Origin of the sequence: Jiella pacifica, from assembly GCF_010500815.1 — a bacterium.
GTDB lineage: Bacteria > Pseudomonadota > Alphaproteobacteria > Rhizobiales > Rhizobiaceae > Jiella > Jiella pacifica.
In genome coordinates this window covers 184,655-208,200 of the sequence record NZ_JAAAMG010000004.1, presented here as the reverse complement: position 1 = coordinate 208,200, position 23,546 = coordinate 184,655, and the positions used below count along the sequence as shown (strand labels likewise).

The following is a 23,546-nucleotide window of genomic DNA, read 5'->3' as shown; positions in this document are numbered from 1 at the left end:
CCTCTCCTGCGATTCGTCTGCCGGCGCGACGCGCCGGCGATCGGACGATCTTATACCTGCATGATTTCGGCTTCCTTGCCGGAAAGCAAATTGTCGATTTCGGCAATGGTATCGTCGGTCATCTTCTGGACCCTTTCCGACTGCTGCCGGCTGTCGTCCTGGCCGATGTCGCCGGCCTTTTCGCTCTTCTTCAGGCTGTCCATGCCGTCGCGGCGCACGTGGCGCGCGGCAACCCGGGCGGCTTCGGCATATTGATGGGCGACCTTGACGAGTTCCTTGCGCCGCTCCTCGTTGAGCTCGGGCAGCGGAATGCGCAGGGTGGTACCGTCGGTGATCGGATTGAGGCCGAGATGGGATTCGCGAATCGCCCGCTCGACCTTGCCCACCATCTGCTTGTCCCAGACCGACACCGCGACCATGCGCGGCTCGGGCACGGAAACGTTCGCGACCTGGTTGAGCGGCATCTGCGTTCCGTAGGCCTCGACGGTGATCGGGTCGAGGAGATTGGCGGAGGCGCGACCGGTCCTGAGGGCCGCCAGATCGCTCTTCAGGCTGGTGATCGCGCCTTCCATGCGGCGCTTCAGTTCGTTGAGATCCAGTTCGGCCATGGTCGTTTCCTCTCGTGAGATGCTGGCGGGTCGGGCGGAGAGCCTTCAGTCCGACACGATCGTCGCGCGGCCGGAGCCCGCGAGAATTCTGGCAAATTCACCCTTCTCGTGGATCGAGAAGACGACGATCGGAATGTGGTTTTCGCGGGTGAGCGCAACGGCGGCGATGTCCATGACCTGGAGCCCGCGATCGATGACCTGCGAATGGGTCAACCGCTCGTAGCGCTCGGCGTCCGGCACCTTCTTCGGATCGGCGGAATAGATGCCGTCGACCTGCGTGCCCTTGAACAGCGCCGCGGCGCCCATTTCGGCGGCGCGCAGGGCGCCGGCCGAATCGGTGGTGAAGAACGGATTGCCGGTGCCGCCCGCGAAGATCACGACGCGGCCGGCCGACTGATGGGCGAGCGCGGCGCGCTGGGTGAAGTTCTCGCAGATCTCCGGCATGGCGATGGCCGACAAAACGATGGCGTCGACGCCCATCTTGGTGAGCGAGGTGCGCAAGGCGAGCGCGTTGATGACCGTGCCGAGCATGCCCATGTGGTCGCCGGTCACGCGGTCGCCGCCCTTGGAGGCGACGGCGACGCCGCGGAAGATGTTGCCGCCGCCGATCACCACGGAGATGTCGACGCCGAGCGCCCGCGCCTCGGCGATGTCCGAGGCGATCCGGTCGACCACGGCGACGTCGATGCCGAAGCCCTGTTCGCCCATGAGCGCTTCACCCGAGACCTTCAGCAAGACGCGGTGATAGCGGATTTCTGAGGTCATCGAGTATCCCGTTCCTGGCCGGACGCCCCGCATCGCCAAGCGTCGGAACGTCCCTGTCCTCTGCCCCTCGGTCGGCGCGCCTGCGCGCCATGCCCGAAGGGCCGTTGTGGCAGAGGCGCTTCGCCGCCGCACTTCTGCCTGCCGATACAATACGGGCGCCCGCTTGTGAAGCGAGCGCCCGCCCGAGTCGTTCCGCACGACGCAAAGTCCGTAGCTCGCGGCGGCGAAGATCGGCCGACCCGGCGTTGCGCGCCGGGGCAGAGCCTATTTCTTGCCGGCGGCCGCTGCGACTTCCGCAGCGAAGTCGCTGGTCTCACGCTCGATGCCCTCGCCGAGGGCAAAGCGCACGAACGCCGCGACCTTGACCGGCGCACCAACGTCCTTCTCCACTTCGGCGAGCGCCTTCTCGACGGTGAGGTCCGGATTGATGACGAAGTTCTGCTTGAGGAGCACGACTTCCTCATAGAACTTGCGCAGCCGGCCCTCGACCATCTTCTCGATGATGTTCTCGGGCTTGCCGGACTGGCGGGCCTGGTCGGAGAAGATCGCCTTCTCGCGCTCGACGACGACCGGATCGATCTCCTCGGCCGAAAGCGCCAGCGGGTTGGTCGCCGCGACGTGCATCGCGACCTGCCGGCCGAAGGCGGCGAGCTTCTCCTTGTCTCCGGTCGATTCCATCGCGACGAGCACGCCCAGCTTGCCGAGACCGTCGGCGACCTGATTGTGGATGTAGGTCGCGACCACCCCGTCCGAGACCGACAGCATCGCCGACCGGCGCAGGCTCATGTTCTCGCCGATGGTGGCCACGGCATCGCGGACCGAATCGAGGACGGTCTTTTCGGCGCCCGGATAGGTCGCGGCGGCAACCGCCTCGACGCTGCCGTCGGTCGAGAGCGCGACGGTCGCGATGTTGCGGACGAGCGTCTGGAACGCCTCGTTGCGGGCGACGAAGTCGGTCTCCGAATTGACCTCGACGACGACGGCCTTCGTCCCCTCGGCTGCGACGCCGATCAGGCCCTCGGCGGCCGTGCGCCCGGACTTCTTGTCGGCCTTCGAGATGCCCTTCTTGCGCAGCCAGTCGATCGCGGCTTCAATGTCGCCATTGGTCTCGGAGAGAGCGGTCTTGCAGTCCATCATCCCCGCGCCGGTCTTCTCGCGCAGGTCTTTCACCATCGAAGCGGAAATTGCCATCTTCAGCCTTCCTCGGAAATGATTTGGCGCCCCGGCTTTGAAAAAGCTGGGTGCGCTGGAATTGTGACGCAGTGATTACGCGCTCGGAGAAGAACGAGGCGACGATGCTTCGACCGCCTCGATCGCCTCTCTCCGAGGATCAGCCTGCGGCCTGACCCGTGGCGTTGTCTGCGAGTTCGGCCGCTTCACTCGCCGAAGCCCCGCCGACGACCGCCTCTTCCGGCAGCTCCTCGATCGGCGCCTCTTCCATCTCGCCGATGTCGACGCCCATGTCGCCCTGCTGGCGGGCGATGCCGTCGACGGCTGCGCGGGCGATCAGATCGCAATAGAGCGCGATGGCCCTGGCGGCGTCGTCGTTGCCCGGGATCGGATAGTCGATCGGCAGCGGATCGCAGTTCGAATCGACCACCGCGACGATCGGGATGTGCAGGCGCTTGGCTTCCTCGATCGCGATCGACTCCTTGTTGGTGTCGATGACGAAGATCATGTCCGGCACGCCGCCCATGTCGCGGATACCGCCGAGGGCCCGGTCGAGCTTGTCGCGCTCGCGGGTCAGCGTCAGGCGCTCCTTCTTGGTGAAGGCCTGGGCCTCGCTGCCGGCGAGCATCTCGTCGAGCTTGCGCAGCCGCTGGATCGACGCCGAAATCGTCTTCCAGTTGGTCAGCATGCCGCCGAGCCAGCGGGAGTTGACGTAGTACTGGGCCGAGCGCTGGGCGGCGTCGGCAACAAGATCGGAGGCCTGGCGCTTGGTGCCGACGAACAGCACGCGACCGCCGCGGGCGACGGTGTCGGAAACCGCGAGCAGCGCCCGGTGCAGGAGCGGCACCGTCTGGGCGAGATCGAGAATGTGGATGTTGTTGCGCGCGCCGAAGATATAGGGCGACATCTTCGGGTTCCAGCGATGGGTCTGGTGGCCGAAGTGGACGCCCGCCTCGAGGAGCTGGCGCATCGAATAATCTGGCAGAGCCATGTGAGTGTCTTCCTTTGACCGGTTATGCCTCCACGGAAAGAAGCGACAGATGTCGCCACCGGTGGGCGGGAGCGGACGGGAACTTTCGTTCCAGCCGTTCCAACCCGGTTTCCGTGTGTGGAATGGGGGGCGCCATACAGCAAACCGCCGGCTTTGGCAAATCAGGCCGGATGGAAAGATGCTTCAGGACGCCGCGTTCAGGAGATGGAAATGAAGCGCCTGGCTTTCAACGGGCCGACAAGACGCCCCGGAATCTCTCGCCCGCCCACCCGGTCGCCGAGACGGCCGGGGCCGACCCGATGCAGACCAGGCATCACTCGCCGGCCGGGCCGGAGCAGACGGGCGCCGTTTCGAGTTCGAGGCTCGAAAGCCGCGCTTTCAGCGTATAGCCGTCATATTTCAGGATCTGGTTGCCGGTGACGCCATTCTCGAACAGCGTGTAGCTCGTCTGGAAAACCGGCAGGCCGTCCTCGTCGCTGTCGGAATTGTAGAAGGATTCGCTGATCTTCCAGGCCTTCAGCCCATCCAGCCGCTCAGCGATCGTGGCCGGGTCGGCGGCGGTGGAATTGCTGCCTGCGGCCTCCGGCTCGGCGGGCGTCTCGGCCGCTTGCGGCGCATCGTCAGTGGCAGCCGGGCCGTTCCCCGCCTCCGCCGCCTCGTCGTCCGGGGCCGCCCCGTCCGGCTCCTCCCCGGCCGCGGCATCGCCGGCCCCGTCGCCAGCGCGCTCGTTTTCGACCCCGCCGCTCCCGTCGGCATCGGTCTTTCGCCCCGCCACCGCGCCATAGCCGGCGATCTCCCCGGCGAGCGCCTCTGCGCCAAGCGGGGTGACGACGACGGTGCTCGTCATGTTCTTCTCGGCGTCGGCATCGCCCTGGAACACATGGGATTCGAAGATCGGCACCCCCGCCTTCGCGGCTTCGACGACGTGCCGGGTGTGATGGACGGGGAAGGTCGAGGTCGCCAGCCCGACCTCGCGGGGCACCGGCTCCTTGTAGGTCACGACGGTGGCCTCGTCCGTGCTGGTGGCGGTCCCCTTCGTCGTCATCTCCGGAAGGGAATCGACGAAGCTCTGCGCATCGAAGGCGAAGCTCTTGCCGTCGCGGCTTTCCTTCAGCCGGATCTGCTGGTCGGTGACGACGATTTCCTGATCCTTCAGGAAGCGCGCCACGAAGCGGTAGTCGATCGCGTAGCCGGTGCAGTCGCTGGGCTCGCTCAGCGCCACGGCGATGCGACCATCGACGCTGAGGAGGTCCTCGCTCGCGTGGTCGAGAGCGACCTCGTAGGACGCCCGGTGGGGGGTGAGCGCGACGGGCTCGGCGGCTTCAGCCGCACCGCCCGGCAGAGCCAGACCGATCGCCGCCGCCAGCGCCCCGGCGAGAAAATGCGATGGCAAGCCGCGTCCCGTCATCAAGTTCAATCTTTCACTCGCTGTGAGGATCGGCTACCGAACGCTGCAGCGCAACTTGCCGATCGCCGCGACAGCCCGACCCGTCGGGCGACGCGACGCTTCGTCCTATCCGCGTCAGAAAAGGAAGACAACATCATGGCCGATACGATCGAAAGCCGCCTCCAGGCCGCCGGCGTCACCCTGCCCGAGGCCGCCGCACCCGCCGCCAACTACGTTCCGACCGTCACCTACGGCAAAGTCCTCCAGACGTCCGGCCAGCTGCCGATGGAGAACGGCGCCCTCGCCGTGACGGGAAAGCTCGGCAGCGAAGTCGACGTCGAAACGGGCCAGAAGGCGGCGCGGCTCTGCGCCATCAACGTCCTTGCCCAGGCCAAATCGGCGCTCGGCGGCGATCTATCGAAGATCGGCCGCCTGTTGAAGCTCACGGTCTTCGTGTCCAGCGATCCGGCCTTCACCGAGCAGCACAAGGTGGCCAACGGCGCCTCGGACTTTCTGGTCGAGATCCTCGGCGAGAAGGGCCGCCACGCCCGCTCCGCGGTCGGCGTGCCGGCCCTGCCGATGAATGCCGCCGTCGAGGTCGAAGCCACGTTCGAGACGCTCTGACGTGACGACGAATTATGACGGGCCGTTCCGCTGGCTGGTGGAACGGCCCATCGCCCATCGCGGCCTGCATGACGGCAACCGTGCCATCCCGGAAAATTCCGTTCCCGCCGCGCTCGCCGCGATCGCGGCGGGCTATGCCATCGAGTGCGACGTCCAGATGTCCGCCGACGGCACCCCGCACGTCTTCCACGACGCGACGCTGAACCGGATGACCGGACGCCACGCCGCGATCGCCACGCAGTCGGACGGCGACCTCGCCGGCCTCACCCTCGGCCGCTCGACCGCGACCATTCCGACGCTGCAACGGTTTCTCGCCGTCGTCGCCGGCCAGGTTCCGGTGGTGATCGAACTGAAGGGCAACGACAAGGCCCGCGATCGGGACTATTTCAGCCGGGTGAAGCCGCTGGTCGACGCCTATCACGGCCCCCTCGCGCTGATGTCCTTCGAGGAATGGTTGATCGACCAGATGCTCGCCGACCGGCCGGACGGGCGGCCCATCGGCCTCACGGCGGACGGCAAGCGGGCAAGCGTCCTCGCCACCCACCGCGCCATCTTCGAGCGCGGCTGCGATTTCACCTCCTACGACGTCCACGACCTTCCAAACGGCTTCGTCGGCTGGGTGCGGGAGGAATGCCGGGCGCCCGTCATCTCCTGGACGGTGCGCAACGAGCACGAATACGCCGTCAGTCGCCGGCACGCCGACCAGATCACCTTCGAGGACTTCGCGCCGCAGCAATGATCCCTTGCGCTGCGGCCGCGAAGGTCTACTTCTCAGCCCATGACGCAGCAGCGCGAAGCCCCCGAGCGGGCGGTCACCATCAGGGTCGCCGACACGATCTCGGCGGTCGACCCGGCCCTTTGGGATCGGCTGGCCGAAACCCGTCCGCTTGGCACTGACGGGCCCGGCGGCGAGGGCAAACCCGCTCCCGCCAATCCGTTTCTCTCGCACGCCTTCCTGAAGTCGCTCGAAGACGCCGGCTGCGTCGGCGAGCGCGCGGGCTGGCTGCCCCAGCATCTCGTTCTCGAAGGAGATGCCGGAGAGGTGATTGGCGTGGCGCCGGCCTATCTGAAATCCCACAGCCAGGGCGAATACGTCTTCGACCACGGCTGGGCCGACGCCTTCGAGCGAGCCGGCGGCGACTATTATCCCAAGCTCCAGATGTCGGTGCCGTTCACGCCGGTGACGGGGCCGCGGCTGCTGGTCGGCAACGGCCCGGAAGCCGGGGCGAACCGCGCGGCGCTCGCCGCCGGCGCGCGGGCCTATCTCGCCCAGACCGGCATCTCGTCGGTCCATGCGACGTTTCTCAGCGATGCCGACGTCGCGGCCCTGTCGGATGCCGACTGGCTGCACCGCATCGACCAGCAGTTCCATTTCTTCAATCGCGGCTATGAAGGCTACGACCAGTTTCTCGAGACCTTGGCCTCCCGCAAGCGCAAGGCGCTGAAGAAGGAGCGGCGCGAGGCGCTGGCGAACGACATCACCGTCGAATGGCTGACCGGCCGAGACCTGACCGAAGCCGCCTGGGACGCCTTCTTCGCCTTCTACATGGATACCGGCAGCCGCAAATGGGGCCGGCCCTATCTGAACCGCCGCTTCTTCTCGCTGATCGGCGAGCGGATGGCCGACCGCATCCTCCTCGTCATGGCAAGGCGCGAGGGCCGCTACATCGCCGGGGCGCTGAACTTCATCGGCGCCGATGCCCTCTACGGCCGCAACTGGGGCTGCATCGAGGACCACCCCTTCCTGCATTTCGAGCTCTGCTATCACCAGGCGATCGATTTCGCGATCGAGAACAAGCTCGCCGTCGTCGAGGCCGGGGCGCAAGGGCAGCACAAGATCGCCCGGGGCTACGAGCCGGTGACGACCCATTCGGCCCATTACATCGCCCATCCCGGCCTTCGCCGCGCCATCCGCGACTATCTGGAAGCCGAGCGCGACGAGGTGGAGCGGGTCGTCGAGGTGCTGGGCGAGCACACGCCGTTCAGGCGGGGGTAGGAAACGTCTCATGGGCTTTTCCCATGGACTTGCCCTTATGGCCGCCTACCATCCGGCGCGACGAATCATAGCTTCGAGAGCCCCGCCCATGCCCGCTACGACCCCCGCCTACGAAGACGACAACGTATTCGCCAAGATTCTCAAGGGCGAGATCCCCAGCGAAAAGCTCTTCGAGGACGAGACCGCCATCGCGATCATGGACGTGATGCCGCAGTCGAAGGGGCATTTCCTGATCATTCCCAAGGCGCCCTCGCGCAACATCCTCGACGCTTCGGACGAGACGCTGCAGGCGGTGATGCCGCTGGTGGCAAGGCTCGCGCGAGCGGCGAAGGCGGCGTTTTCGGCGGACGGCGTGCGGATCGCGCAGTTCAACGAGGAGCCGGCCGGGCAGACGGTGTTCCACCTGCATTTCCACGTGATCCCGGTGTATGCGGGCGTCGAGCTGAAGCGCCACGCCTTCGGCGACGTGCCGATGGAGACCATCAAGGAGCACGCCGAGGCGATCCGGGCGGCGCTGGCGAAGGGCTGATCACCCCAGGCCAGGTGCCAGCGCCCAGATGCCGATGACGATTTCGGCCGCGAAGATGCCCGCCAGGATCTTCCTGCGCGACAGCTGATAGGCGGCAAAGCCGATGCAGAGCGCGACTACGCGCACCCAGGTCGGAATGTCGGCGAGTGCGCCGGAGGGATAGAACACCAGCTGCGCAATCACGGCGGCCACCAGCGACGTCGCGATGGTCCGCGCGATCGTCGCGGCCTCGCCCGTCTCGTCGATGCGGCTGGCCGAGACGACGCCGATGTAGCGCCAGACGTCGGTCGGCAGCCAGCCGCCGAGGAGGATGAAGACGTAAGGCCACCAGGGCACGACGTCGGAATAGGCCCAGTCGGACATCAGCCGCCGCCCCGCCGCACTTTCAGAATACGACCGCCGAGATAGGCGACGAGGCCGCCGCCGATGCCAGCCACCAAAAGTTCGTAGCCGGGCGAGAGCCAGTGGGCCGGCGGCAGCGCCGCCATGCCGCAGAACAGAGCCAGCCGGCCGGTGACGTCCCGCGCCGAGCCGTAGAGCGAGTTGAAGAAATAGACCGGCGTCAGGAAGGCCAGCGCCCCCGTCGCCAAGGCCGGAAGCTGGCCCATCAGATTGAAGACGATGGCGACCAGCACCGTGTTCAGCGCCGTCAGCGTGACGGCGAAGCCGCCGAAGTAAAGCGTCCGCTTGTCGCGCGGCACGTCCTCCATGCGCTCCATGGCGAAGACCCAGGCGGTGATGGCGACGAAATGCGACAGGAACAGCAGCGTCGGCACCCTCGTCTTCGGCCCGCGCAGTTCCGGCATCAGCGCCACCACCATCGGCATCATCCGCAGCGAGGAAAGCGCGACGGCGAAGGCGGCCGCGGGCAGCGAGGTGCCGGCGGTGATGGCGCCGAGGAGAATGATCTTGGCCGGCAGCGCCCAGACGGCGGCGGTCATGAAGGCCGCCTCCTGCCAGGAGATGCCGGCCTCGCGGCAAAGCCCGGCAAAGCCGAAGAAGGCCGTCGTCAGGATCAGCGCCGGCGGGCTGAGGATCCCCTTCATGCCGAGGAGGATCCAGCCGAGGTCGGAGCGCTCGGGTCTGTCGGAAAGATGCATGGTCATGAGCCCGAGGCGGCTCCGCAAGCTGGGCCGAAATGAAGAGGCCCGGCCAGCGCAACGCCGACCGGGCCTCTTTCGTCATTAGGACCGACGGCAGGAGCCGTCAAATCGCCGCAACGCTCGCGCGAGGTTCGCCTGCCTGGGCAGCCGACCTCGCTCGCACCCGTCAGCTGGAGCGGCGCGGGACCTTCGGAACGGAACTCGCGCGGCTCTTCGCCGGGGTGGATGCGTCCTCCTCGGCGGGCGGCGACACGTCGTCGTCGCTCTCCTCGTCGATCTCGTCGTCGATCGAATCGTCATCAATCTCCGACCCGTCGGCGGCAACCGGCGTGCGCTTCCTGGCGGACTTGCTCGCCTTTTGCGGCGGCAGCTCGTCGGCGATCGCCTCGAGCGCGATCTTGCGGCCGCCGGCGCCGTCGTCGACGACGGTGACCTTCACCGTCCCGCCGCGCTTCAACTTGCCGAACAGCACCTCGTCGGCCAGCGGCTTCTTGATGTGCTCCTGGATCACGCGGGCGAGCGGGCGGGCGCCCATGTTCTCGTCGTAGCCCCTCTCGGCAAGCCAGGCGACGGCCTCCGGCGCGAGCTCGAAGGTGACGCCGCGCTCCGACAGCTGCGCCTCGAGCTGCATGACGAACTTCTCCACCACCTGATGGATCACCGGCGTCGGCAGGGCGCCGAACGGGATGATCGCGTCGAGGCGGTTGCGGAACTCCGGCGTGAACAGGCGGTTGATCGCCTCCTCGTCGGCACCGGTGCGCCGCGAATGCCCGAAGCCGATGTTGGCCTTGGCCATTTCGGAAGCACCGGCATTGGTCGTCATGATCAGGATGACGTTCCTGAAATTGATCTGCTTGCCGTTGTGGTCCGTCAGGCGGCCATGATCCATGACCTGAAGCAAGATGTTGAACAGGTCCGGATGCGCCTTCTCGATCTCGTCGAGCAACAGCACGCAGTGCGGATGCTGGTCGACGCCGTCGGTCAGGAGACCACCCTGGTCGAAGCCGACATAGCCCGGAGGCGCGCCGATGAGCCGCGAGACGGTGTGCCGCTCCATGTATTCCGACATGTCGAAGCGCAGGAGTTCCACCCCGAGGGACGACGCCAGCTGACGCGCCACCTCGGTCTTGCCGACGCCGGTCGGGCCGGAGAACAGGTAGGAGCCGATCGGCTTGTCCGGCTCGCGCAGGCCGGCCCGGGCGAGCTTGATCGCCGAAGCCAGATTGGCGATCGCCTCGTCCTGGCCGTAGACCACGCGCTTCAGCTGCGCGTCGAGATGGGCGAGCACCTCCTCGTCGTCCTTGGAGACCGACTTTGCGGGAATGCGCGCCATCGTCGCGATCGTCGCCTCGATCTCCTTCACGCCGATCTGCTTCTTGCGCTTGTTCTCGGGCAGAAGCATCTGCGAGGCGCCAGTCTCGTCGATCACGTCGATCGCCTTGTCCGGCAGCTTGCGGTCGGTGATGTAGCGAGCCGAGAGTTCGACGGCGGACTTGATCGCGTCGTTGGTGAACTTCACCCGGTGGAAGTCCTCGAAATAGGGCTTCAGGCCCTTGAGGATCGACACGGCATCCTCGACCGTCGGCTCCTTGACGTCGATCTTCTGAAAGCGCCGGACGAGGGCCCGGTCCTTCTCGAAGAACTGGCGATACTCCTTGTAGGTGGTCGAGCCGATGCAGCGGATCGCCCCGGAGGAGAGCGCCGGCTTCAGGAGGTTCGAGGCGTCCATCGCCCCGCCCGAGGTGGCGCCGGCGCCGATCACCGTGTGGATCTCGTCGATGAACAGGACGGCGCCCGGATACTCTTCGAGTTCCTTGACGACCTGCTTCAGCCGCTCCTCGAAGTCGCCGCGATAGCGCGTGCCGGCGAGCAGCGTGCCCATGTCGAGGGAGAAGATCGTCGCGTCGGCGAGCACGTCCGGCACGTCGCCCTCGACGACGCGCTTGGCGAGACCCTCGGCGATCGCCGTCTTGCCGACGCCGGGATCACCGACATAGAGCGGGTTGTTCTTGGAGCGCCGGCAGAGCACCTGGATCGTCCGGTTGATCTCCTCGGCGCGGCCGATGAGTGGATCGATCCGGCCATTGCGGGCCTTTTCGTTCAGATTGACACAATAGGCGGTGAGCGCGTCGGGCCCCGCCTTGCGCTTGCCGTCCTCGTCCTGGCCGATGGTCGATGCCTCGTCTTCGGCACCGCGCAACGGCCGGCTCTCGGAGCCGCCGGGACGCTTGGAAATGCCGTGGGAGATGAAATTCACTGCGTCGTAGCGGGTCATTTCCTGCTCCTGCAGGAAATAGGCGGCATGGCTCTCGCGCTCAGCGAAGATCGCCACGAGCACGTTGGCGCCGGTCACCTCTTCGCGACCGGAACTCTGGACATGGATCACCGCCCGCTGGATCACCCGGTGGAAGCCGGCCGTCGGCTTGGAATCTTCCTCGTGTCCGGTAACGAGATTGGCGAGTTCGGTGTCGATGTAGGTAACCAGGTTCTTGCGAAGCAGGTCGATGTCGACGCTGCAGCCGCGCATCACGGCCGAAGCGTCCTTGTCTTCGAGAAGAGCCAGGAGCAGGTGCTCCAGCGTCGCGAATTCCTGATGGCGTTCGTTGGCCAGAGTGAGCGCCTGATGAAGTGCCTTCTCAAGGCTTTGTGAAAATGTCGGCAAGCGTCACCTCAATTCTTTTCCATCACGCATTGCAGCGGATGCTGGTGCTGGCGGGCAAAATCCATGACCTGGGTGACCTTCGTCTCCGCCACTTCGAAGGTGAAGATTCCGCACTCGCCGACGCCATGGTTGTGGACGTGCAGCATGATCCTCGTCGCGGCCTCGTGGTCCTTCTGAAAAAAACGTTCGAGAACGTGAATGACAAACTCCATAGGAGTGTAATCGTCGTTCAGAAGCAGAACTCTGTAAAGGCTCGGTCGCTTGGTTTTCGGTTCCGTCCGCGTGATGACGGAGGTGCCGCGGTCGGCGCCCCCGCCCTTGTCGTCTTTACCCTGAAGCCTGATCGGCCTGCCGCTCAGGTTCTGGTCCATCCCTCGTCGTGTCCCTTCAGCCAGCATCGCCATGGCTCGTATGTATGCATGTGTCATGAGATTTTAAGAAGCCGAGGCGCCGCTTCCGTTGCAGCGCAATGTTGCAACCATCGCCGCCCGCAGACGCCAGCTTGAACCTAACGCAAAAAGGCCCGGCTGGAACCGGGCCCCTCGATCAATTTCGTCGCTGGAAAACGTCAGCGAACCGTTTCCGGCCAAGTGGCCGCCTCGCGATCACGGCTTCAATGAGCGGTCTCGTGGGCCTGCTGCTCGGCGGCGTCGACGGCATGTTTCGCCGCATCCACCGTCTCCCCGGCAGCCTGATCCGCCTGCGACGTCGTGTCCCTGGCGGCCTGCGTTGCGACGGCGGAGGCCGACTTCGCCGTCTGCTCGAACGGCTTGTAGGTCTCCTTGGCGATGCCGGCGTAGATGTCGCTCATCTTGGTCATCTGCGCGACCCAGGCCTCATAGGCCGTCTTGGCGAACTCGGTCTGGACCTCGATCGTCTTGTCGAGGGTCTTCGCCTGGAAGAGCCTTTCCACCGTCGCGGTCTGGTGCTCGTAGGCCCGCTTGGTGAAGTCGGCCGTCTCGGCGGAGATCTGCTGGAAGCCCTTGGTCATGGCGGCGAACGATCGCAGCATATTGTCCATCGCTTCCTTGGTCAGCTTGCCGGCGTCTTCATAAGTGGTCATCGTCATGGTCATGTCGATTTTCCTTCTCATACGGTCATGGCGGGGGTCGTAGGCGCCACGGTCGACGCCGGGGCGACGCCCCGCTCTTGTGTCTGACCAGGAATATATTGCACTGCACAATGAGTTTCAACCGGCTGCGCTACGATGCACGGGCACCTGCGACCACACTCTCCTCACGAAATTGTGGAATGACGCGATCCACGGAAAAAGCTGAGCAAGGTGAACACAATCCGAATGATATAAACCGATTGGTAAGCGACGCGGCTTAGCCTGACGGACATCAGAACGGCCCCTTGGAAGGTTCGTACCGCGCATGTCGACCCGCGCCGGAGCGAAACCTCACCGTGCCAGCAACACGATCGATGAGTTTGTGCGTGCCAATCGACCTGTCGCAATTCAGACGTGCCGCCAGAACCTTCACCCGGACGATCGCCGTCGCCCTTCTCGGCGCCGGGATCTGCCTGTCAGGAGGAACGCGGGCGGCTGACGCCGCAAATCCGAAATATGCCGGCTTCGTCATCGACGCCAACAACGGCAAGGTCCTGTATCAGGACCGTGCCGACGAATATCGCTACCCGGCGTCGCTGACCAAGATGATGACGCTCTACCTGACCTTCGAGGCGCTGAAGAGCGGCAAGATCTCGAAGAACGACAAGATGCCGGTGTCGGCCTACGCCTCCGCCCGCCCGCCGTCGAAGCTCGGGCTGCGCCCCGGCTCGACGATCACCGTCGAAGAGGCCATCTATTCGCTGGTGACGCGGTCCGCGAACGACGCCGCCGTCGTCCTGGCGGAATTCCTCGCCGGTTCCGAGACCGACTTCGCCAAGCGCATGACCGCCAAGGCGCATCGCCTCGGCATGTCGCGCACTGAATTCCGCAATGCCAACGGTCTGCCAAATCCCGCCCAGCACAGCACGGCGCGCGACATGGCGACGCTGGGAATTGCGCTGCGCGAGCACTTCCCCGAATATTACGGCTACTTCTCCACCCGCTCGTTCAATTTCCGTGGCGCCCGGATCGGCAACCACAACCGCGTCCTCAACCGGTACGACGGCGTCGATGGCATCAAGACCGGCTACATCAACGCGTCGGGCTTCAACCTCGTCACCTCGGTGAAGACCGATGGCAAGAACGTCGTCGCCGCCGTCTTCGGCGGAACGTCTGGCCGCTCTCGGGACGACCACATGGTCGATCTCTTGAAACGCACCATGCCGAAGGCCAGCCGCCGCGACGGCGGACCGCTAATCGCCGCCAAGCCTAACGCCGACGTCGTGGTCGCCGCGATCGAACCCGATCTGCCGAAGAAGGGCCCGATCCCGGACTTCCGCCCGACACAGGGCGGCATCTCGATCAACGACCGGATCGCCATGGCCTATGGCAGCGACGCGGGCGAACAGGTCGCCGCGCGCATGCCGATGCCGACGGCGCGTCCGTTGATGGGCCGCGACGCGATCCGCGCCGCCCTGGTCGATGAGCGTCCCACCGCCTCCAGCGCCGCCGCGGCGATCCTGCCGCTCGCCCGACCGGCTGCCCAGGACGGGCGCAAGGCCGCGGCCTTGATGCGCGGCGACGTCGACGTCCAGGCGACGGGCTCCGTCGCCCAGAACGTCCCGGCCATGGTGGTGCAGCCGACCAAGCCGTCGCCATGGGTCGTCCAGATCGCGGCGACGGAATCGGCGTCGCAGGCGATGGCGATGCTGAAGAAGGCCAAGAGCGCCGCCGGCTCGCAGCTTGCCGCCGCCGAGCCCTTCACCGAAAGCGTCGACACCGGCGGCGGCACGCTCTATCGCGCACGCTTTGCCGGCTTCGACAGCAAGGATCAGGCGTGGAAGGCCTGCGCGGCGCTGAAGAGCAATTCCTTCAACTGCTACGCCGTGGCGAACTGACACGGCCACAGGCGCGGCGCCGGCTCACGGCGGCGCATCGAGCGAGAATGGCATCGGCGGGGCATGACGCCCCGCCACCGGGCCGGCTTGCGCCCCGATCGGGGGCGGCCCGCGCCCGGGGGAAGACGATCTGCCGGTGACGGCACCTCGCCGACCCGTTCGACGGCATGACGCCGCAGTGACGGAAAAGCGCGCGGAGACCGACCGGACCCACGGGGGTGGGCCGCGGCGGCGATGCGCAAAGGGCAGGCTATTCTGCCCGATGGTTCCGGCGGCGGCCCGGCAAGTACGATCCGCCGCCCTGTGTGAAGCGTTCCGAGGGGAAGTCATGTCGATGGAGAATCACGGCCGAAACCTGACCGTACCGACGCTGCCCGGCTCCCGGCCGGAAGCGGTTCCGGTTGGCGTCCATCCCCTCCAGCAGGCGGCTCTGCGTCTCGGCGAGGCCCGCGACGGCCGTTCGCGGATGAAGGCCAAGGAGCTCGTCGGTCTGCTCCTGTCCTACGGGGCCAGAGCCTGGCGCGCCTCGCAGCCGGTCAGCCACACGCGGATCCGCTCGGTCTCGCCGAGCGGCTCGACCGCCGTCCGCATGCGTTTTCGCTGAGACGGCCGGCCTCTCGTCCGAAAGACCGGGCATGACGCAGAACGGCAGGGACGCTGAAGCGTCCGCCCTCATGACCGTCAGATGACGCCGAGTTCCTGCAGGGCTGTGGCAAGTTCAGGCGGCAACCCGTCTCCCGCCTCGCCGAACTCGCGAAGATCGGCCGGCGCGTCCTCGGCCTTGAGGTAGCGCCAGCCCTGGAACGGCCGCTTCGGCTGGTGGCGGGTGAGGACGAGGGTTCGGTCGAGCAGGATCTTGCAGCGGCCAATCCCCTCCTCGTCGGTGAAAGGCTCGATCCCGAGGATCGACTGCCGCGCCTGGACGCTGCCGCGGATGATCCAGTAGAGCGAACCGCCGGCGGCGAGTTCCTCGCCCCGCTTCGGCACCATCCGGGTGACGTGCCAATAGGCCGGCGACCCGCTGATCGCGAGGCGATGGTCGATATGGGCGGCGAGATCTTCGGCGCTGGTGGCGCCGACGCAGAGCTTGAGAAGGTGGAGAGCCATCGGCCCAATGTGGCCAATCACGCTCGCCATTCCAAGCGCCCTTCGTCGCAGGGCCGCCGTCATCCCCAGCATCGGCCGAACCGCCGACGGCCGAGCACGGGAATCGACACGGCGGCTCAGCCGCCGAGCGACCCCGAATGGCCGACCTCACGCCAATCGATCAAGCCACGGCGTCGCCGGCGGGTGCATCTGGCGCCCGCGGTCTTCCGCATCGATTCGGAAATCTGTCTAGGCCGCCTCGCACTAGCGAGAGCGGCATGCCCGGCAGAGCCTTCGCATTCGACCGTCGATCCGGCGGAGTCCGCACGTCGCGATCAAATGCCGATCCGCTTGGCTAGTTGGCGGCGATCGCCACCGTCTCTGCGTTCGAGCAGAGAAAACCCAGAATCATCATTGCCGAGAAGATCGCGACCGTCCAAACGGTTACGCCCCAGCACGATTTTCGCACGCTGTCATCCATGAGCAGAAGCTGTCCTGAACCCCAGAATTCCCGAGCTCCCGATCATCTCCCCCGATCAGGAACCCGCGCGTTAATTATCGCTTAATACGTGCGCCCACAAGCGGGCCCCGTACCGAATTTTCCCGCCCGATCTTGCATGGCAGCCTTGCGTCGGACTTGACCTTGAGCTTGCATGCGACGGCCTAACGGGGAATGAAGGAAGCCTTCAGCCTGCCGAAGTGGTTTCGATCTCGCTACGGTGTCCGATCGACATGAGCCTCTCCACTGCCGACACCATCGCCATCTCCGCCTTCCTGGGGAGCTGGATCGTCTACAATTTCGTCGTCCACCGATATGCGCGCAAGGGCACTGGGCTGTCGGGCGCGATGAACGTCCAGCGGGCGGTGTGGATGCGGGCGATGCTGACCCGCGATCTCAGGATGATCGACACGGCGATCATGGCCGGGCTGCAACAGGGCACGGCGTTCTTCGCCTCGGCCTGCATCTTCGCCATCGGCGGCTGCTTCGCCCTTCTGGGCTCGGCCGAGCGGATCTCTGCGATCGCCACCGACCTGCCGTTTTCCGGCGGCCTCGACAAGGCTCTGGTCGAACTGAAGCTGTTCGGCCTCGTCGTGATCTTCTGCTACGCCTTCTTCAAGTTCGGCTGGTCCTACCGGCTGTTCAACTATTGCTCGATCCTGATCGGCGCAGTTCCGATGCGCGAGGATGCGGCGGCCGATCCGGCCGGCGCCGAGCGCGCCGTCGAGCGCACGATCGTGATCAACCAGATCGCCGGCCGGCACTTCAATTCCGGCCTGAGGGCGATCTTCTTCGCCGTCGCCTATCTCGGATGGCTGATCGGACCATACGTCCTGATCGCCTCGACCGCCTTCGTGGTCGCGATCCTCGTCAATCGGCAGTTCCGCTCGCCGGCGATCCGGATCCTTCAGGAATAGGTGTTCCTTCACCGGCCTTCGGCGCCGGGAAGAGCGCATCCGTCCGCCCCTTAAGCCGATAGGCCAGAAGGCCGAGATATTCGCGAATGGCGAAATGCACCTTCTCGAGGTTGCGGATCGACGTGGTCGACGGCCGCAGCATCTCCGCTCCCGCCGGCGTGCGATAGTCGACCGGATAGGGCAGTACCTCAAAGCCCGCCTGGCGGAAGCAGCCGACGGCCCGCGGCATGTGGAAGGCCGAGGTGATCAACAGCCAGGTCTCGCCCGGCTTCGGCTCGGCCAGTTCCCTGGCGTAGACGGCGTTCTCGAAGGTGTCGCGGGCCTTGCCGTCGAGGATCAGCCGGCCCGGCTCGAGCCCGGCGCCGAGAAAGAAGTTCCGCGCCGAAAGGGTCTCGGGGACGTCCTCGGCGAGGATCGAGGCGTCGCCGCCGGAGAAAATCACCTTGGCCTCGGGGTAGCGCCGCGAGAGAATCAGCGCCTCGGTCACCCGGTCGGCCGCGTCGTTCAACTCCGCCTGGCCGCGCGTCCGCGCAATCCGGGTGTCGAACGCGCCGCCGAGGACGACGATGCCGGCGACCCTCTCCGGCAGTTGCGGCCGCGGAAACCGGTCCTCCAGCGCCGCCGTCATCACCAGCCCGAGCGGGCTGAGGCTGAAGACGGCGAGAACGACGAGCGCGAGAACGACCAGGAACTGCCCGAATCGGCGCCGACCTAGCCAAATGACGATCAGGCCGAGGGCCGCCAGGAGGAGAATGGCGACGAGCGGCTGGACGACGAACCAGCCGAGCTTGGCGACATAGAAGAACAGGGCCTGATACTCCGGGATGATCCAGCGAGGGCAGTTGGCGCGGACCATAGCCGCGCGGTGGCACGCGCACAGCCGCCGGTCCAGGCTTTGCCAGGCACTGTTGCTAGTTGGCCGCGCCCGGCCCTTCCCCTCCGCTCACACGGCCTCGCCCCCGTCGGCGGCCTGCCGCCGCGCCTTGCGCGCCTCGACGCTCTCCTCCGGCGCCGGCCTCGCGGACGCGCCGTCGCCGGTGAAGGTCACCGGCGTCTTCATCAGGATCTCGCGATGGGGGAATGGAATGCCGATGCCGTTTTCCTTGAAGGCGTCCCAGAGCGCCAGGAGCACCTCGCCCCGGACGTTGGTCAGCCCCGCCTGCGGGTCGCGGATCCAGAAGCGGAGGACGAAGTCGAGGGAGGAGTCGCCGAAGCCGGTGAGCCAGCAGACCGCCGGCCGATCCGAGACGACGCGGCCGACAGAGGCCGTCGCCGCCTTGGCGATGCGGGTCACCGCGTGAGGGTCGGAATCGTAGGAGACGCCGAAAGTCACGTCGATGCGCACGAGGTCGTTGGAGAACGACCAGTTGATCACCTGATTGGTGATGAAGTCCTCGTTCGGGATCAGATATTCCTTGCCGTCACGGGTGATGACCGAGACGAAACGGGCGCGCAGCTCCCGGATCCAGCCGAAGGTGTCGCCGAGCGAGATGGTGTCGCCCGGCTTGATCGACCGGTCGGTGAGAATGATGATTCCCGAGATGAAGTTCGACACCACCTTCTGCAGGCCGAAGCCGAGCCCGACGCCGAGCGCGCCGGACAGGACGGTCAAAGCGGTGAGGTCGACGCCGACCGCCGCCAGCGCGACCACGCAGGCGACGAGGATCAGCCCGACCTTGAGCAGCTTGCCGATCAGCACCCGCAAAGCCGGCGTCAGTTCCTCGCTGCGCTTGACGCGGGTGTCGAGGAAGTTGCCGACGATCGAAGCGAGCCACAGGGTGATCGCCAGCACGATCACCGCCTTGATCACCAGAAGCGCCGAGATGCGCGCTTCGCCGATCGAGATCCCCGTCGCGTCGAGGGCCCGGGAAACCGGCTCCGTCAGATCGAGGATCGACAGGGCCGCGACGATCCAGGCGGTGATGGTGATGATCCGGGCGGCGAGCCGGTTCCTGACGACCCGCGAGCCGACCGAGATCACCAGATAGGCGAGCGAAAGGTTGAAGACGACCGAGATCAGCGAGGACCGCGGGCCGCCGGCGGCGCTGTCGGCAAGGGTCAGGAGCCAGAGGCCGAAGACGAAGAACACCAGCTTCATGCGCCGGCGCAGCGCGACGATGACCCGGAGCAGGCTTGGCGCCGCGCGGATCTTGCGCGCCTGCGCCTCGATCGCCCCGCGGGTGAGCCGGTCGAGGGCGACGGCGACCATGGCACAGATCGCGATCGCCGCGATCTGTGCCAGGGTCGAAGGCTGATAGAAGAACTGCAGCGCCGAGTGCAGCCAGCCGGAGAGCTGGGCCTCGATGCGCCGCAGCATCGCCGAATCCATCAGGTGCGGTCCCAGTTCGGCGCGAAGGACGGATTGACCAGCCGTTCGTCGCGCTTCGTCAGAGCGGTGATCGCCGCCCGCTCGTCGTCATAGAGCTCGAAATCGAAGATCTCGAGATTCTCCGCGAGCCTTTCGGGCTTGGAGGTCCGCGGGATGGCGCCGACGCCGTCCTGCTCGATCTCCCATCTGAGGACGATCTGCGCCGGAGACTTGCCGTGGCGCTCGGCGGCACTGCGGATGACCGGGTGGCTGAGGACCTCGCCGCCCCGGCCGATCGGCGAGTAGGCGATCATCGCCATCTCGTGACGGCGGCAGGCGGCGAGCACCTGCTCCTGCGCCAGGAACGGGTGATATTCGACCTGATTGCACACCAGCGGATGGGACGCCATCGTCGCCGCCTCGTCGAGGAGGGTCGAGGTGAAGTTGGCGACACCGACATGCTTGGTCAGCCCGTCGTCCACCGTCGCGCAGAGCGCGTCGATCGACTCTTCGAGGGCGACGTCCGGGTTCGGCCAATGGATCAGCAGGAGGTCGACGGCGCCGATGCCGATCTTGTCGATCGAATCGCGCGCCGCAGCGCTCAGATCATTTTCGGCAAGGTCGGTCCACCAGATCTTGGTGGTGACGAAGATCTCGTCGCGGGCGATGCCGCTCCTGCGGACCCCCTCCCCGACCTCGCGCTCGTTGCCATACATGCGGGCGGTGTCGATGTGGCGGTAGCCGGCCTCGATGGCGCGCTGCACCATGTCGATGCAGGTCTCGCCCTCGAGCGTATAGGTGCCGAGACCGATGGCCGGGATTTTTGCGGGGCCGGCTTCGATGATCTTCATGGGTTCCCTTTCGAACGGTCTGCGGGCGCCTGCGGTTCGGCGCGGTTCAACGAGAGAAATTAGGCGGTGCCGCCTGTGTTCCATCACCCACTGCGCGCCGTGGCATGCCCACCCGTCTTTCACGCCGCGTTCGAACGCTGTAGAGCCAGCCGGACTTAAAAGGGGTAGCCCGTGTCAGACAGCGTCAAACCGCCCTCCCGGGGCCGGATCGAGATCGTCGATCTCGCCCGGGCCGTCGCGATCGCCGCGATGACGATCTATCATTTCACCTGGGATCTGGAGCATTTCTCCTATGTCCAGGAGGGCCTGACGGCCCAGGGCGGATGGCGGATCTTCGCCCGCTGCATCGCGTCGAGCTTCCTCTTCCTCGTCGGCTTCTCGCTGGTGCTCGCCCATGGGAAACGGATCCGCTGGCGGAAATATGCGATCCGTCTCGGTCAGATCGTCGCAGGCGCCCTCGCCGTCACGATCGCGACGCTCTTCGCCACACCCAACAGCTTCGTCTTCTTCGGCATCCTCCATCACATCGCGCTGGCCAGCCTCGTCGGCCTCGCCTTCCTGCGGCTGCCGGCCTGGCTGACGGCGCTCGCCGGCATCCTCGTCGTCGCGGCGCCGAGCTTCGTCAGCCTGCCGGGCTTCGACAGCCGCTGGCTCGCCTGGCTCGGCTGGTTCTCCGAAACGATGCCGCTGTCGAACGATCTGGTGCCGATCTTCCCGTTCTTCGGCGCGGTGCTGATCGGCATCGCGGCGGGACGCATTGCCGTCGACAGGGATTTCGTCGCCGTGATGCGCGGCTGGAACGACCGGCTGAAGCGGCTCTCGCCGCTCGCCTTCGCCGGGCGCCACGCGCTGATCATCTACCTGTTGCACCAGCCGCTGCTGTTCGGCCTCGTCGCGCTGTTTTCCCTCGTCGCTCCGGCCGATCGTGACGCGATCTTCCGCGGCGACTGCACCAAGGCCTGCCTCGCCACGCAGGACGCCGCCTTCTGCGAACGCTATTGCGGCTGCGCGGAGCGGCGGTTGAAGGAGGAGTCCCTGTTCGACATGCTGATGGAGAACGATGCCGGTCCCGGCGAGATGACGCGCATCAGGGAGATCACCACCTCCTGCAGCTTCGACGCCGCGCGTCCGGCGGGGGAGTGACCCGGAGCGAGAGACGGGTCGGCGCAGGCAGCTCAGCCCGAGCGCGAGGTCTGGCCAACGCCGAGTTCGGCCATGCGGGTGAGGCAGGCTTCCTCCGCCGCTTCCAGTTCACCCAGCATGTCGTCGATGTCGCGGCGCTTCTGTTCGAGCTCGATCCGCCGCTCGGCCACCTTGCGCAGGATGGCACGCAGCTGGCCGGCCTCCCCCGGCGGCTCGCGATACATCTGCACGATCTCGCGGATCTCCGAGATCGAGAAGCCGAGCCGCTTGCCGCGCAGGATGTTCTTCAGGAGATTGCGATCGGACGGCCGGAACAACCGGGTGCGGCCACGCCGGATGGGATGAATGAGCCCTTCGTCTTCGTAGAAGCGGATCGTCCGCGTCGAGATGCCGAACTCACGGGTAAGTTCGGTGATCGTGTAGTGTTCCCGCATGGGTTCCCCGGCTGCAGACGTGCCCTTCGGCATGCTTGCGCCACGAGTTACGTAAAAGTCAAATCCGTCTATCGGCTTTCGTGCGTGAGGCACGGGGCTTGCCGGTCGCCGCGCTCACACCGCGAACCACCAAGCCGCCAATCCGAGAAACGCGAAGAACCCGACGACGTCGGTGACCGTCGTCACGAACGTGCCCGAGGAGATTGCCGGATCGGCGCCGAAATGGTCGAGCAGCAGCGGAATGAGGATGCCCGCCAGCGCCGCCGCCAGCATGTTGACGACCATGGCGATGGCGATCACCTGGCCAAGCGCGACGTCCTCGAACCACAGCGAGGCGACGATGCCGATCAGGACGGCGAAGACCACGCCGTTGAGAAGGCCGATCAGCACCTCCCTCCTGACGATGCGCCCGGCATTGTAGATGTCGAGATCGCGGGAGGCGAGCGCTCGCACGGTGACGGTCATCGTCTGGGTGCCGGCATTGCCGCCCATCGAGGCGACGATCGGCATCAGCACGGCGAGCGCGACCATCTGCTGGATGGTCGCGTCGAAGACGCCGATGACCAGCGAGGCGAGGATCGCCGTCGCCAGATTGATCAGCAGCCAGAGGAAGCGCGAGCGCGCCGCCGTCAACACGGTATCGGAGATCTCCTCGTCGCCGACGCCGCCCATTCGGCGGATGTCCTCCTCCGCCTCCTGCTGGACGATGTCGATGACGTCGTCGATGGTGAGCACGCCGACCAGTCGCTCGGTCTCGTCGACGACGGCGGCCGAGAGCAGATCATATTGCTCGATGATCTGCGCCGCCTCTTCCTGGTCTGTCTCGGCCGGGATGGCGTGGCGCGTCTCGTGCATGATCTCTTCGATCTTGGCGGGACGGCGGGTGCGCAGGATGCGGTCGAGATCGACGGCGCCGAGCAGCTTGAAGGTCGGGTCGACGACGAAGATCTGGGCGAAGGATTCCGGCAGGTCCTCCTCGTCGCGCATGTAGTCGATCGTCTGGCCGACGGTCCAATAGGGCGGGACGGCGACGAATTCCGTCTGCATGCGCCGGCCGGCGGATTCTTCGGGATATTCGAGCGATCGCCGCAGCCGCAGCCGCTCGCGGAACGGCAGCTTGGCGAGGATCTCCTTGCGGTCCTCCTCGTCCAGATCCTCCAGAATGTAGACGGCATCGTCGGAATCGAGCTCGCGCAGGGCCTCGGCGACCTGGTCGTTCGGCATCGCGTCGACGATCGACAGGCGGATCGCCTCGTCGACCTCGGTCAGCGCGGTGTAGTCGAACTCCTCGCCCATGAGCCGGACGAGCGCCTGGCGCTGATCGTGGCCGAGATTGCGCAGGACGTCGCCGAGCTCGGATTCGTGCAGCGGCCCGATGGTCTCGCGCAGATAGGCCGCGTCCTCGGCCTCGATCGCATCCTTGACCTTGTCGAGGAAGTCCTCGGCGAGGTAGCCGTCGGCGTCGTAGATGCCGCTTCTCGGTTCGGGAGAAGGCGCATCCAAGACATGCTGCGTGTCAGCCAT

General features: G+C 66.2%; 24 protein-coding genes. 8 read left to right on the top strand and 16 right to left on the bottom strand.

All coding sequences use genetic code 11. The features are described 5' to 3' along the window. Positions 1 to 50: 50 nt before the first annotated feature. The 5 genes from frr to GTK09_RS07235 form a co-directional block, all read right to left on the bottom strand. Positions 51 to 608, bottom strand: a complete 558-nt coding sequence (gene frr / locus GTK09_RS07255; RefSeq protein WP_163462302.1) for a ribosome recycling factor — start codon at positions 606 to 608, stop codon at positions 51 to 53. Positions 609 to 653: 45 nt separating this feature from the next. Further along, on the bottom strand, positions 654 to 1,373 hold the full coding sequence (gene pyrH, locus GTK09_RS07250; RefSeq protein ID WP_163462300.1) for a UMP kinase: 720 nt from the start codon (positions 1,371 to 1,373) through the stop codon (positions 654 to 656). 264 nt (positions 1,374 to 1,637) lie between these two features. Next, on the bottom strand, positions 1,638 to 2,564 hold the full coding sequence (tsf, locus tag GTK09_RS07245; RefSeq protein WP_163462298.1) for a translation elongation factor Ts: 927 nt from the start codon (positions 2,562 to 2,564) through the stop codon (positions 1,638 to 1,640). Positions 2,565 to 2,703: 139 nt separating this feature from the next. Continuing rightward, positions 2,704 to 3,534: a 30S ribosomal protein S2 gene (rpsB, locus tag GTK09_RS07240; protein ID WP_246217758.1), complete on the bottom strand. Its 831-nt coding sequence runs from the start codon at positions 3,532 to 3,534 to the stop codon at positions 2,704 to 2,706. A gap of 313 nt (positions 3,535 to 3,847) precedes the next feature. Continuing rightward, positions 3,848 to 4,942, bottom strand: a complete 1,095-nt coding sequence (locus GTK09_RS07235; protein WP_163462296.1) for an EipB family protein — start codon at positions 4,940 to 4,942, stop codon at positions 3,848 to 3,850. Between the two features lie 135 nt (positions 4,943 to 5,077). On the opposite strand from GTK09_RS07235, the gene GTK09_RS07230 reads away from it, so the two are divergent. From GTK09_RS07230 to GTK09_RS07215, 4 genes are all read left to right on the top strand, one after another. Beyond that, a complete protein-coding gene (locus tag GTK09_RS07230; protein ID WP_163462294.1) occupies positions 5,078 to 5,545 on the top strand; it encodes a RidA family protein in 468 nt (155 codons plus the stop codon). Position 5,546: 1 nt separating this feature from the next. Then, positions 5,547 to 6,284: a glycerophosphodiester phosphodiesterase family protein gene (locus GTK09_RS07225; RefSeq protein WP_312869694.1), complete on the top strand. Its 738-nt coding sequence runs from the start codon at positions 5,547 to 5,549 to the stop codon at positions 6,282 to 6,284. Between the two features lie 39 nt (positions 6,285 to 6,323). Beyond that, positions 6,324 to 7,541, top strand: a complete 1,218-nt coding sequence (locus tag GTK09_RS07220) for a GNAT family N-acetyltransferase (protein WP_163462291.1) — start codon at positions 6,324 to 6,326, stop codon at positions 7,539 to 7,541. A gap of 88 nt (positions 7,542 to 7,629) precedes the next feature. Further along, entirely contained in the window at positions 7,630 to 8,070 is a 441-nt protein-coding gene (locus GTK09_RS07215) for an HIT family protein (protein ID WP_163462290.1), read from the top strand. Here the strand turns inward: GTK09_RS07215 and GTK09_RS07210 are convergent, their stop codons facing one another. The 5 genes from GTK09_RS07210 to GTK09_RS07190 form a co-directional block, all read right to left on the bottom strand. Continuing rightward, on the bottom strand, positions 8,071 to 8,433 hold the full coding sequence (locus GTK09_RS07210; RefSeq protein WP_163462289.1) for an AzlD domain-containing protein: 363 nt from the start codon (positions 8,431 to 8,433) through the stop codon (positions 8,071 to 8,073). Next, entirely contained in the window at positions 8,433 to 9,176 is a 744-nt protein-coding gene (locus tag GTK09_RS07205; protein WP_376767959.1) for an AzlC family ABC transporter permease, read from the bottom strand. The genes GTK09_RS07210 and GTK09_RS07205 overlap by 1 nt, the downstream gene beginning before the upstream one ends. Positions 9,177 to 9,339: 163 nt before the next feature. Further along, positions 9,340 to 11,835 carry an ATP-dependent Clp protease ATP-binding subunit ClpA gene (clpA, locus tag GTK09_RS07200; protein WP_163462288.1) on the bottom strand — a complete coding sequence of 832 codons (2,496 nt, stop codon included), beginning with the start codon at positions 11,833 to 11,835 and terminating at the stop codon, positions 9,340 to 9,342. A gap of 8 nt (positions 11,836 to 11,843) precedes the next feature. Further along, positions 11,844 to 12,206 carry an ATP-dependent Clp protease adapter ClpS gene (gene clpS, locus GTK09_RS07195; protein ID WP_246217757.1) on the bottom strand — a complete coding sequence of 121 codons (363 nt, stop codon included), beginning with the start codon at positions 12,204 to 12,206 and terminating at the stop codon, positions 11,844 to 11,846. Between the two features lie 242 nt (positions 12,207 to 12,448). Continuing rightward, entirely contained in the window at positions 12,449 to 12,910 is a 462-nt protein-coding gene (locus GTK09_RS07190; protein WP_246217756.1) for a phasin family protein, read from the bottom strand. A 362-nt stretch (positions 12,911 to 13,272) separates the two neighbouring features. On the opposite strand from GTK09_RS07190, the gene GTK09_RS07185 reads away from it, so the two are divergent. Next, positions 13,273 to 14,784 (top strand): SPOR domain-containing protein, encoded by a 1,512-nt coding sequence (locus GTK09_RS07185; protein ID WP_312869693.1) that lies wholly within the window; start codon positions 13,273 to 13,275, stop codon positions 14,782 to 14,784. 328 nt (positions 14,785 to 15,112) lie between these two features. Then, positions 15,113 to 15,388, top strand: a complete 276-nt coding sequence (locus GTK09_RS07180) for a hypothetical protein (protein WP_163462286.1) — start codon at positions 15,113 to 15,115, stop codon at positions 15,386 to 15,388. 77 nt (positions 15,389 to 15,465) lie between these two features. Here GTK09_RS07180 and GTK09_RS07175 read toward each other — a convergent pair whose 3' ends face one another. Next, on the bottom strand, positions 15,466 to 15,891 hold the full coding sequence (locus tag GTK09_RS07175) for a DUF1489 family protein (RefSeq protein ID WP_163462411.1): 426 nt from the start codon (positions 15,889 to 15,891) through the stop codon (positions 15,466 to 15,468). Between the two features lie 711 nt (positions 15,892 to 16,602). On the opposite strand from GTK09_RS07175, the gene GTK09_RS07170 reads away from it, so the two are divergent. Next, the gene (locus GTK09_RS07170) at positions 16,603 to 17,286 is read left to right on the top strand and encodes a DUF599 domain-containing protein (protein ID WP_163462285.1); all 684 of its coding nucleotides are present in this window, start codon (positions 16,603 to 16,605) and stop codon (positions 17,284 to 17,286) included. Here the strand turns inward: GTK09_RS07170 and GTK09_RS07165 are convergent. The 3 genes from GTK09_RS07165 to GTK09_RS07155 form a co-directional block, all read right to left on the bottom strand. After that, positions 17,240 to 18,142 carry a YdcF family protein gene (locus GTK09_RS07165; protein ID WP_246217755.1) on the bottom strand — a complete coding sequence of 301 codons (903 nt, stop codon included), beginning with the start codon at positions 18,140 to 18,142 and terminating at the stop codon, positions 17,240 to 17,242. The two genes, GTK09_RS07170 and GTK09_RS07165, sit on opposite strands and share 47 nt — an antisense overlap. An 87-nt stretch (positions 18,143 to 18,229) precedes the next feature. Further along, on the bottom strand, positions 18,230 to 19,615 hold the full coding sequence (locus GTK09_RS07160) for a mechanosensitive ion channel family protein (protein ID WP_163462284.1): 1,386 nt from the start codon (positions 19,613 to 19,615) through the stop codon (positions 18,230 to 18,232). After that, the gene (locus GTK09_RS07155; protein ID WP_163462282.1) at positions 19,615 to 20,445 is read right to left on the bottom strand and encodes an aldo/keto reductase; all 831 of its coding nucleotides are present in this window, start codon (positions 20,443 to 20,445) and stop codon (positions 19,615 to 19,617) included. Before GTK09_RS07155 ends, GTK09_RS07160 begins: the two co-directional genes overlap by 1 nt. Positions 20,446 to 20,616: 171 nt before the next feature. On the opposite strand from GTK09_RS07155, the gene GTK09_RS07150 reads away from it, so the two are divergent. Then, positions 20,617 to 21,588: a heparan-alpha-glucosaminide N-acetyltransferase gene (locus GTK09_RS07150; protein WP_312869691.1), complete on the top strand. Its 972-nt coding sequence runs from the start codon at positions 20,617 to 20,619 to the stop codon at positions 21,586 to 21,588. Between the two features lie 32 nt (positions 21,589 to 21,620). Here the strand turns inward: GTK09_RS07150 and GTK09_RS07145 are convergent, their stop codons facing one another. Together GTK09_RS07145 and mgtE are read right to left on the bottom strand one after the other, a co-directional pair. Continuing rightward, positions 21,621 to 22,022 (bottom strand): MerR family transcriptional regulator, encoded by a 402-nt coding sequence (locus tag GTK09_RS07145; RefSeq protein WP_163462280.1) that lies wholly within the window; start codon positions 22,020 to 22,022, stop codon positions 21,621 to 21,623. A gap of 114 nt (positions 22,023 to 22,136) precedes the next feature. Continuing rightward, complete coding sequence (mgtE, locus tag GTK09_RS07140; RefSeq protein WP_163462278.1) at positions 22,137 to 23,546, bottom strand: magnesium transporter; 1,410 nt, start codon at positions 23,544 to 23,546, stop codon at positions 22,137 to 22,139.

Bases quoted from the DNA above. Each gene is read 5' to 3' on its own strand.
- GTK09_RS07215 (WP_163462290.1), top strand. From the start codon at position 7,630: ATGCCCGCTACGACCCCCGCCTACGAAGACGACAACGTATTCGCCAAG.
- GTK09_RS07205 (WP_376767959.1), bottom strand. From the start codon at position 9,176: ATGACCATGCATCTTTCCGACAGACCCGAGCGCTCCGACCTCGGCTGG.
- frr (WP_163462302.1), bottom strand. From the start codon at position 608: ATGGCCGAACTGGATCTCAACGAACTGAAGCGCCGCATGGAAGGCGCG.
- GTK09_RS07180 (WP_163462286.1), top strand. From the start codon at position 15,113: ATGTCGATGGAGAATCACGGCCGAAACCTGACCGTACCGACGCTGCCC.
- GTK09_RS07230 (WP_163462294.1), top strand. From the start codon at position 5,078: ATGGCCGATACGATCGAAAGCCGCCTCCAGGCCGCCGGCGTCACCCTG.
- GTK09_RS07235 (WP_163462296.1), bottom strand. From the start codon at position 4,942: ATGACGGGACGCGGCTTGCCATCGCATTTTCTCGCCGGGGCGCTGGCG.
- rpsB (WP_246217758.1), bottom strand. From the start codon at position 3,534: ATGGCTCTGCCAGATTATTCGATGCGCCAGCTCCTCGAGGCGGGCGTC.
- clpS (WP_246217757.1), bottom strand. From the start codon at position 12,206: ATGGACCAGAACCTGAGCGGCAGGCCGATCAGGCTTCAGGGTAAAGAC.
- pyrH (WP_163462300.1), bottom strand. From the start codon at position 1,373: ATGACCTCAGAAATCCGCTATCACCGCGTCTTGCTGAAGGTCTCGGGT.
- GTK09_RS07160 (WP_163462284.1), bottom strand. From the start codon at position 19,615: ATGGATTCGGCGATGCTGCGGCGCATCGAGGCCCAGCTCTCCGGCTGG.
- GTK09_RS07145 (WP_163462280.1), bottom strand. From the start codon at position 22,022: ATGCGGGAACACTACACGATCACCGAACTTACCCGTGAGTTCGGCATC.
- GTK09_RS07170 (WP_163462285.1), top strand. From the start codon at position 16,603: ATGAGCCTCTCCACTGCCGACACCATCGCCATCTCCGCCTTCCTGGGG.
- GTK09_RS07175 (WP_163462411.1), bottom strand. From the start codon at position 15,891: ATGGCTCTCCACCTTCTCAAGCTCTGCGTCGGCGCCACCAGCGCCGAA.
- GTK09_RS07190 (WP_246217756.1), bottom strand. From the start codon at position 12,910: ATGACCATGACGATGACCACTTATGAAGACGCCGGCAAGCTGACCAAG.
- tsf (WP_163462298.1), bottom strand. From the start codon at position 2,564: ATGGCAATTTCCGCTTCGATGGTGAAAGACCTGCGCGAGAAGACCGGC.
- GTK09_RS07155 (WP_163462282.1), bottom strand. From the start codon at position 20,445: ATGAAGATCATCGAAGCCGGCCCCGCAAAAATCCCGGCCATCGGTCTC.
- mgtE (WP_163462278.1), bottom strand. From the start codon at position 23,546: ATGGCTGACACGCAGCATGTCTTGGATGCGCCTTCTCCCGAACCGAGA.
- GTK09_RS07220 (WP_163462291.1), top strand. From the start codon at position 6,324: ATGACGCAGCAGCGCGAAGCCCCCGAGCGGGCGGTCACCATCAGGGTC.
- GTK09_RS07210 (WP_163462289.1), bottom strand. From the start codon at position 8,433: ATGTCCGACTGGGCCTATTCCGACGTCGTGCCCTGGTGGCCTTACGTC.
- GTK09_RS07165 (WP_246217755.1), bottom strand. From the start codon at position 18,142: ATGGTCCGCGCCAACTGCCCTCGCTGGATCATCCCGGAGTATCAGGCC.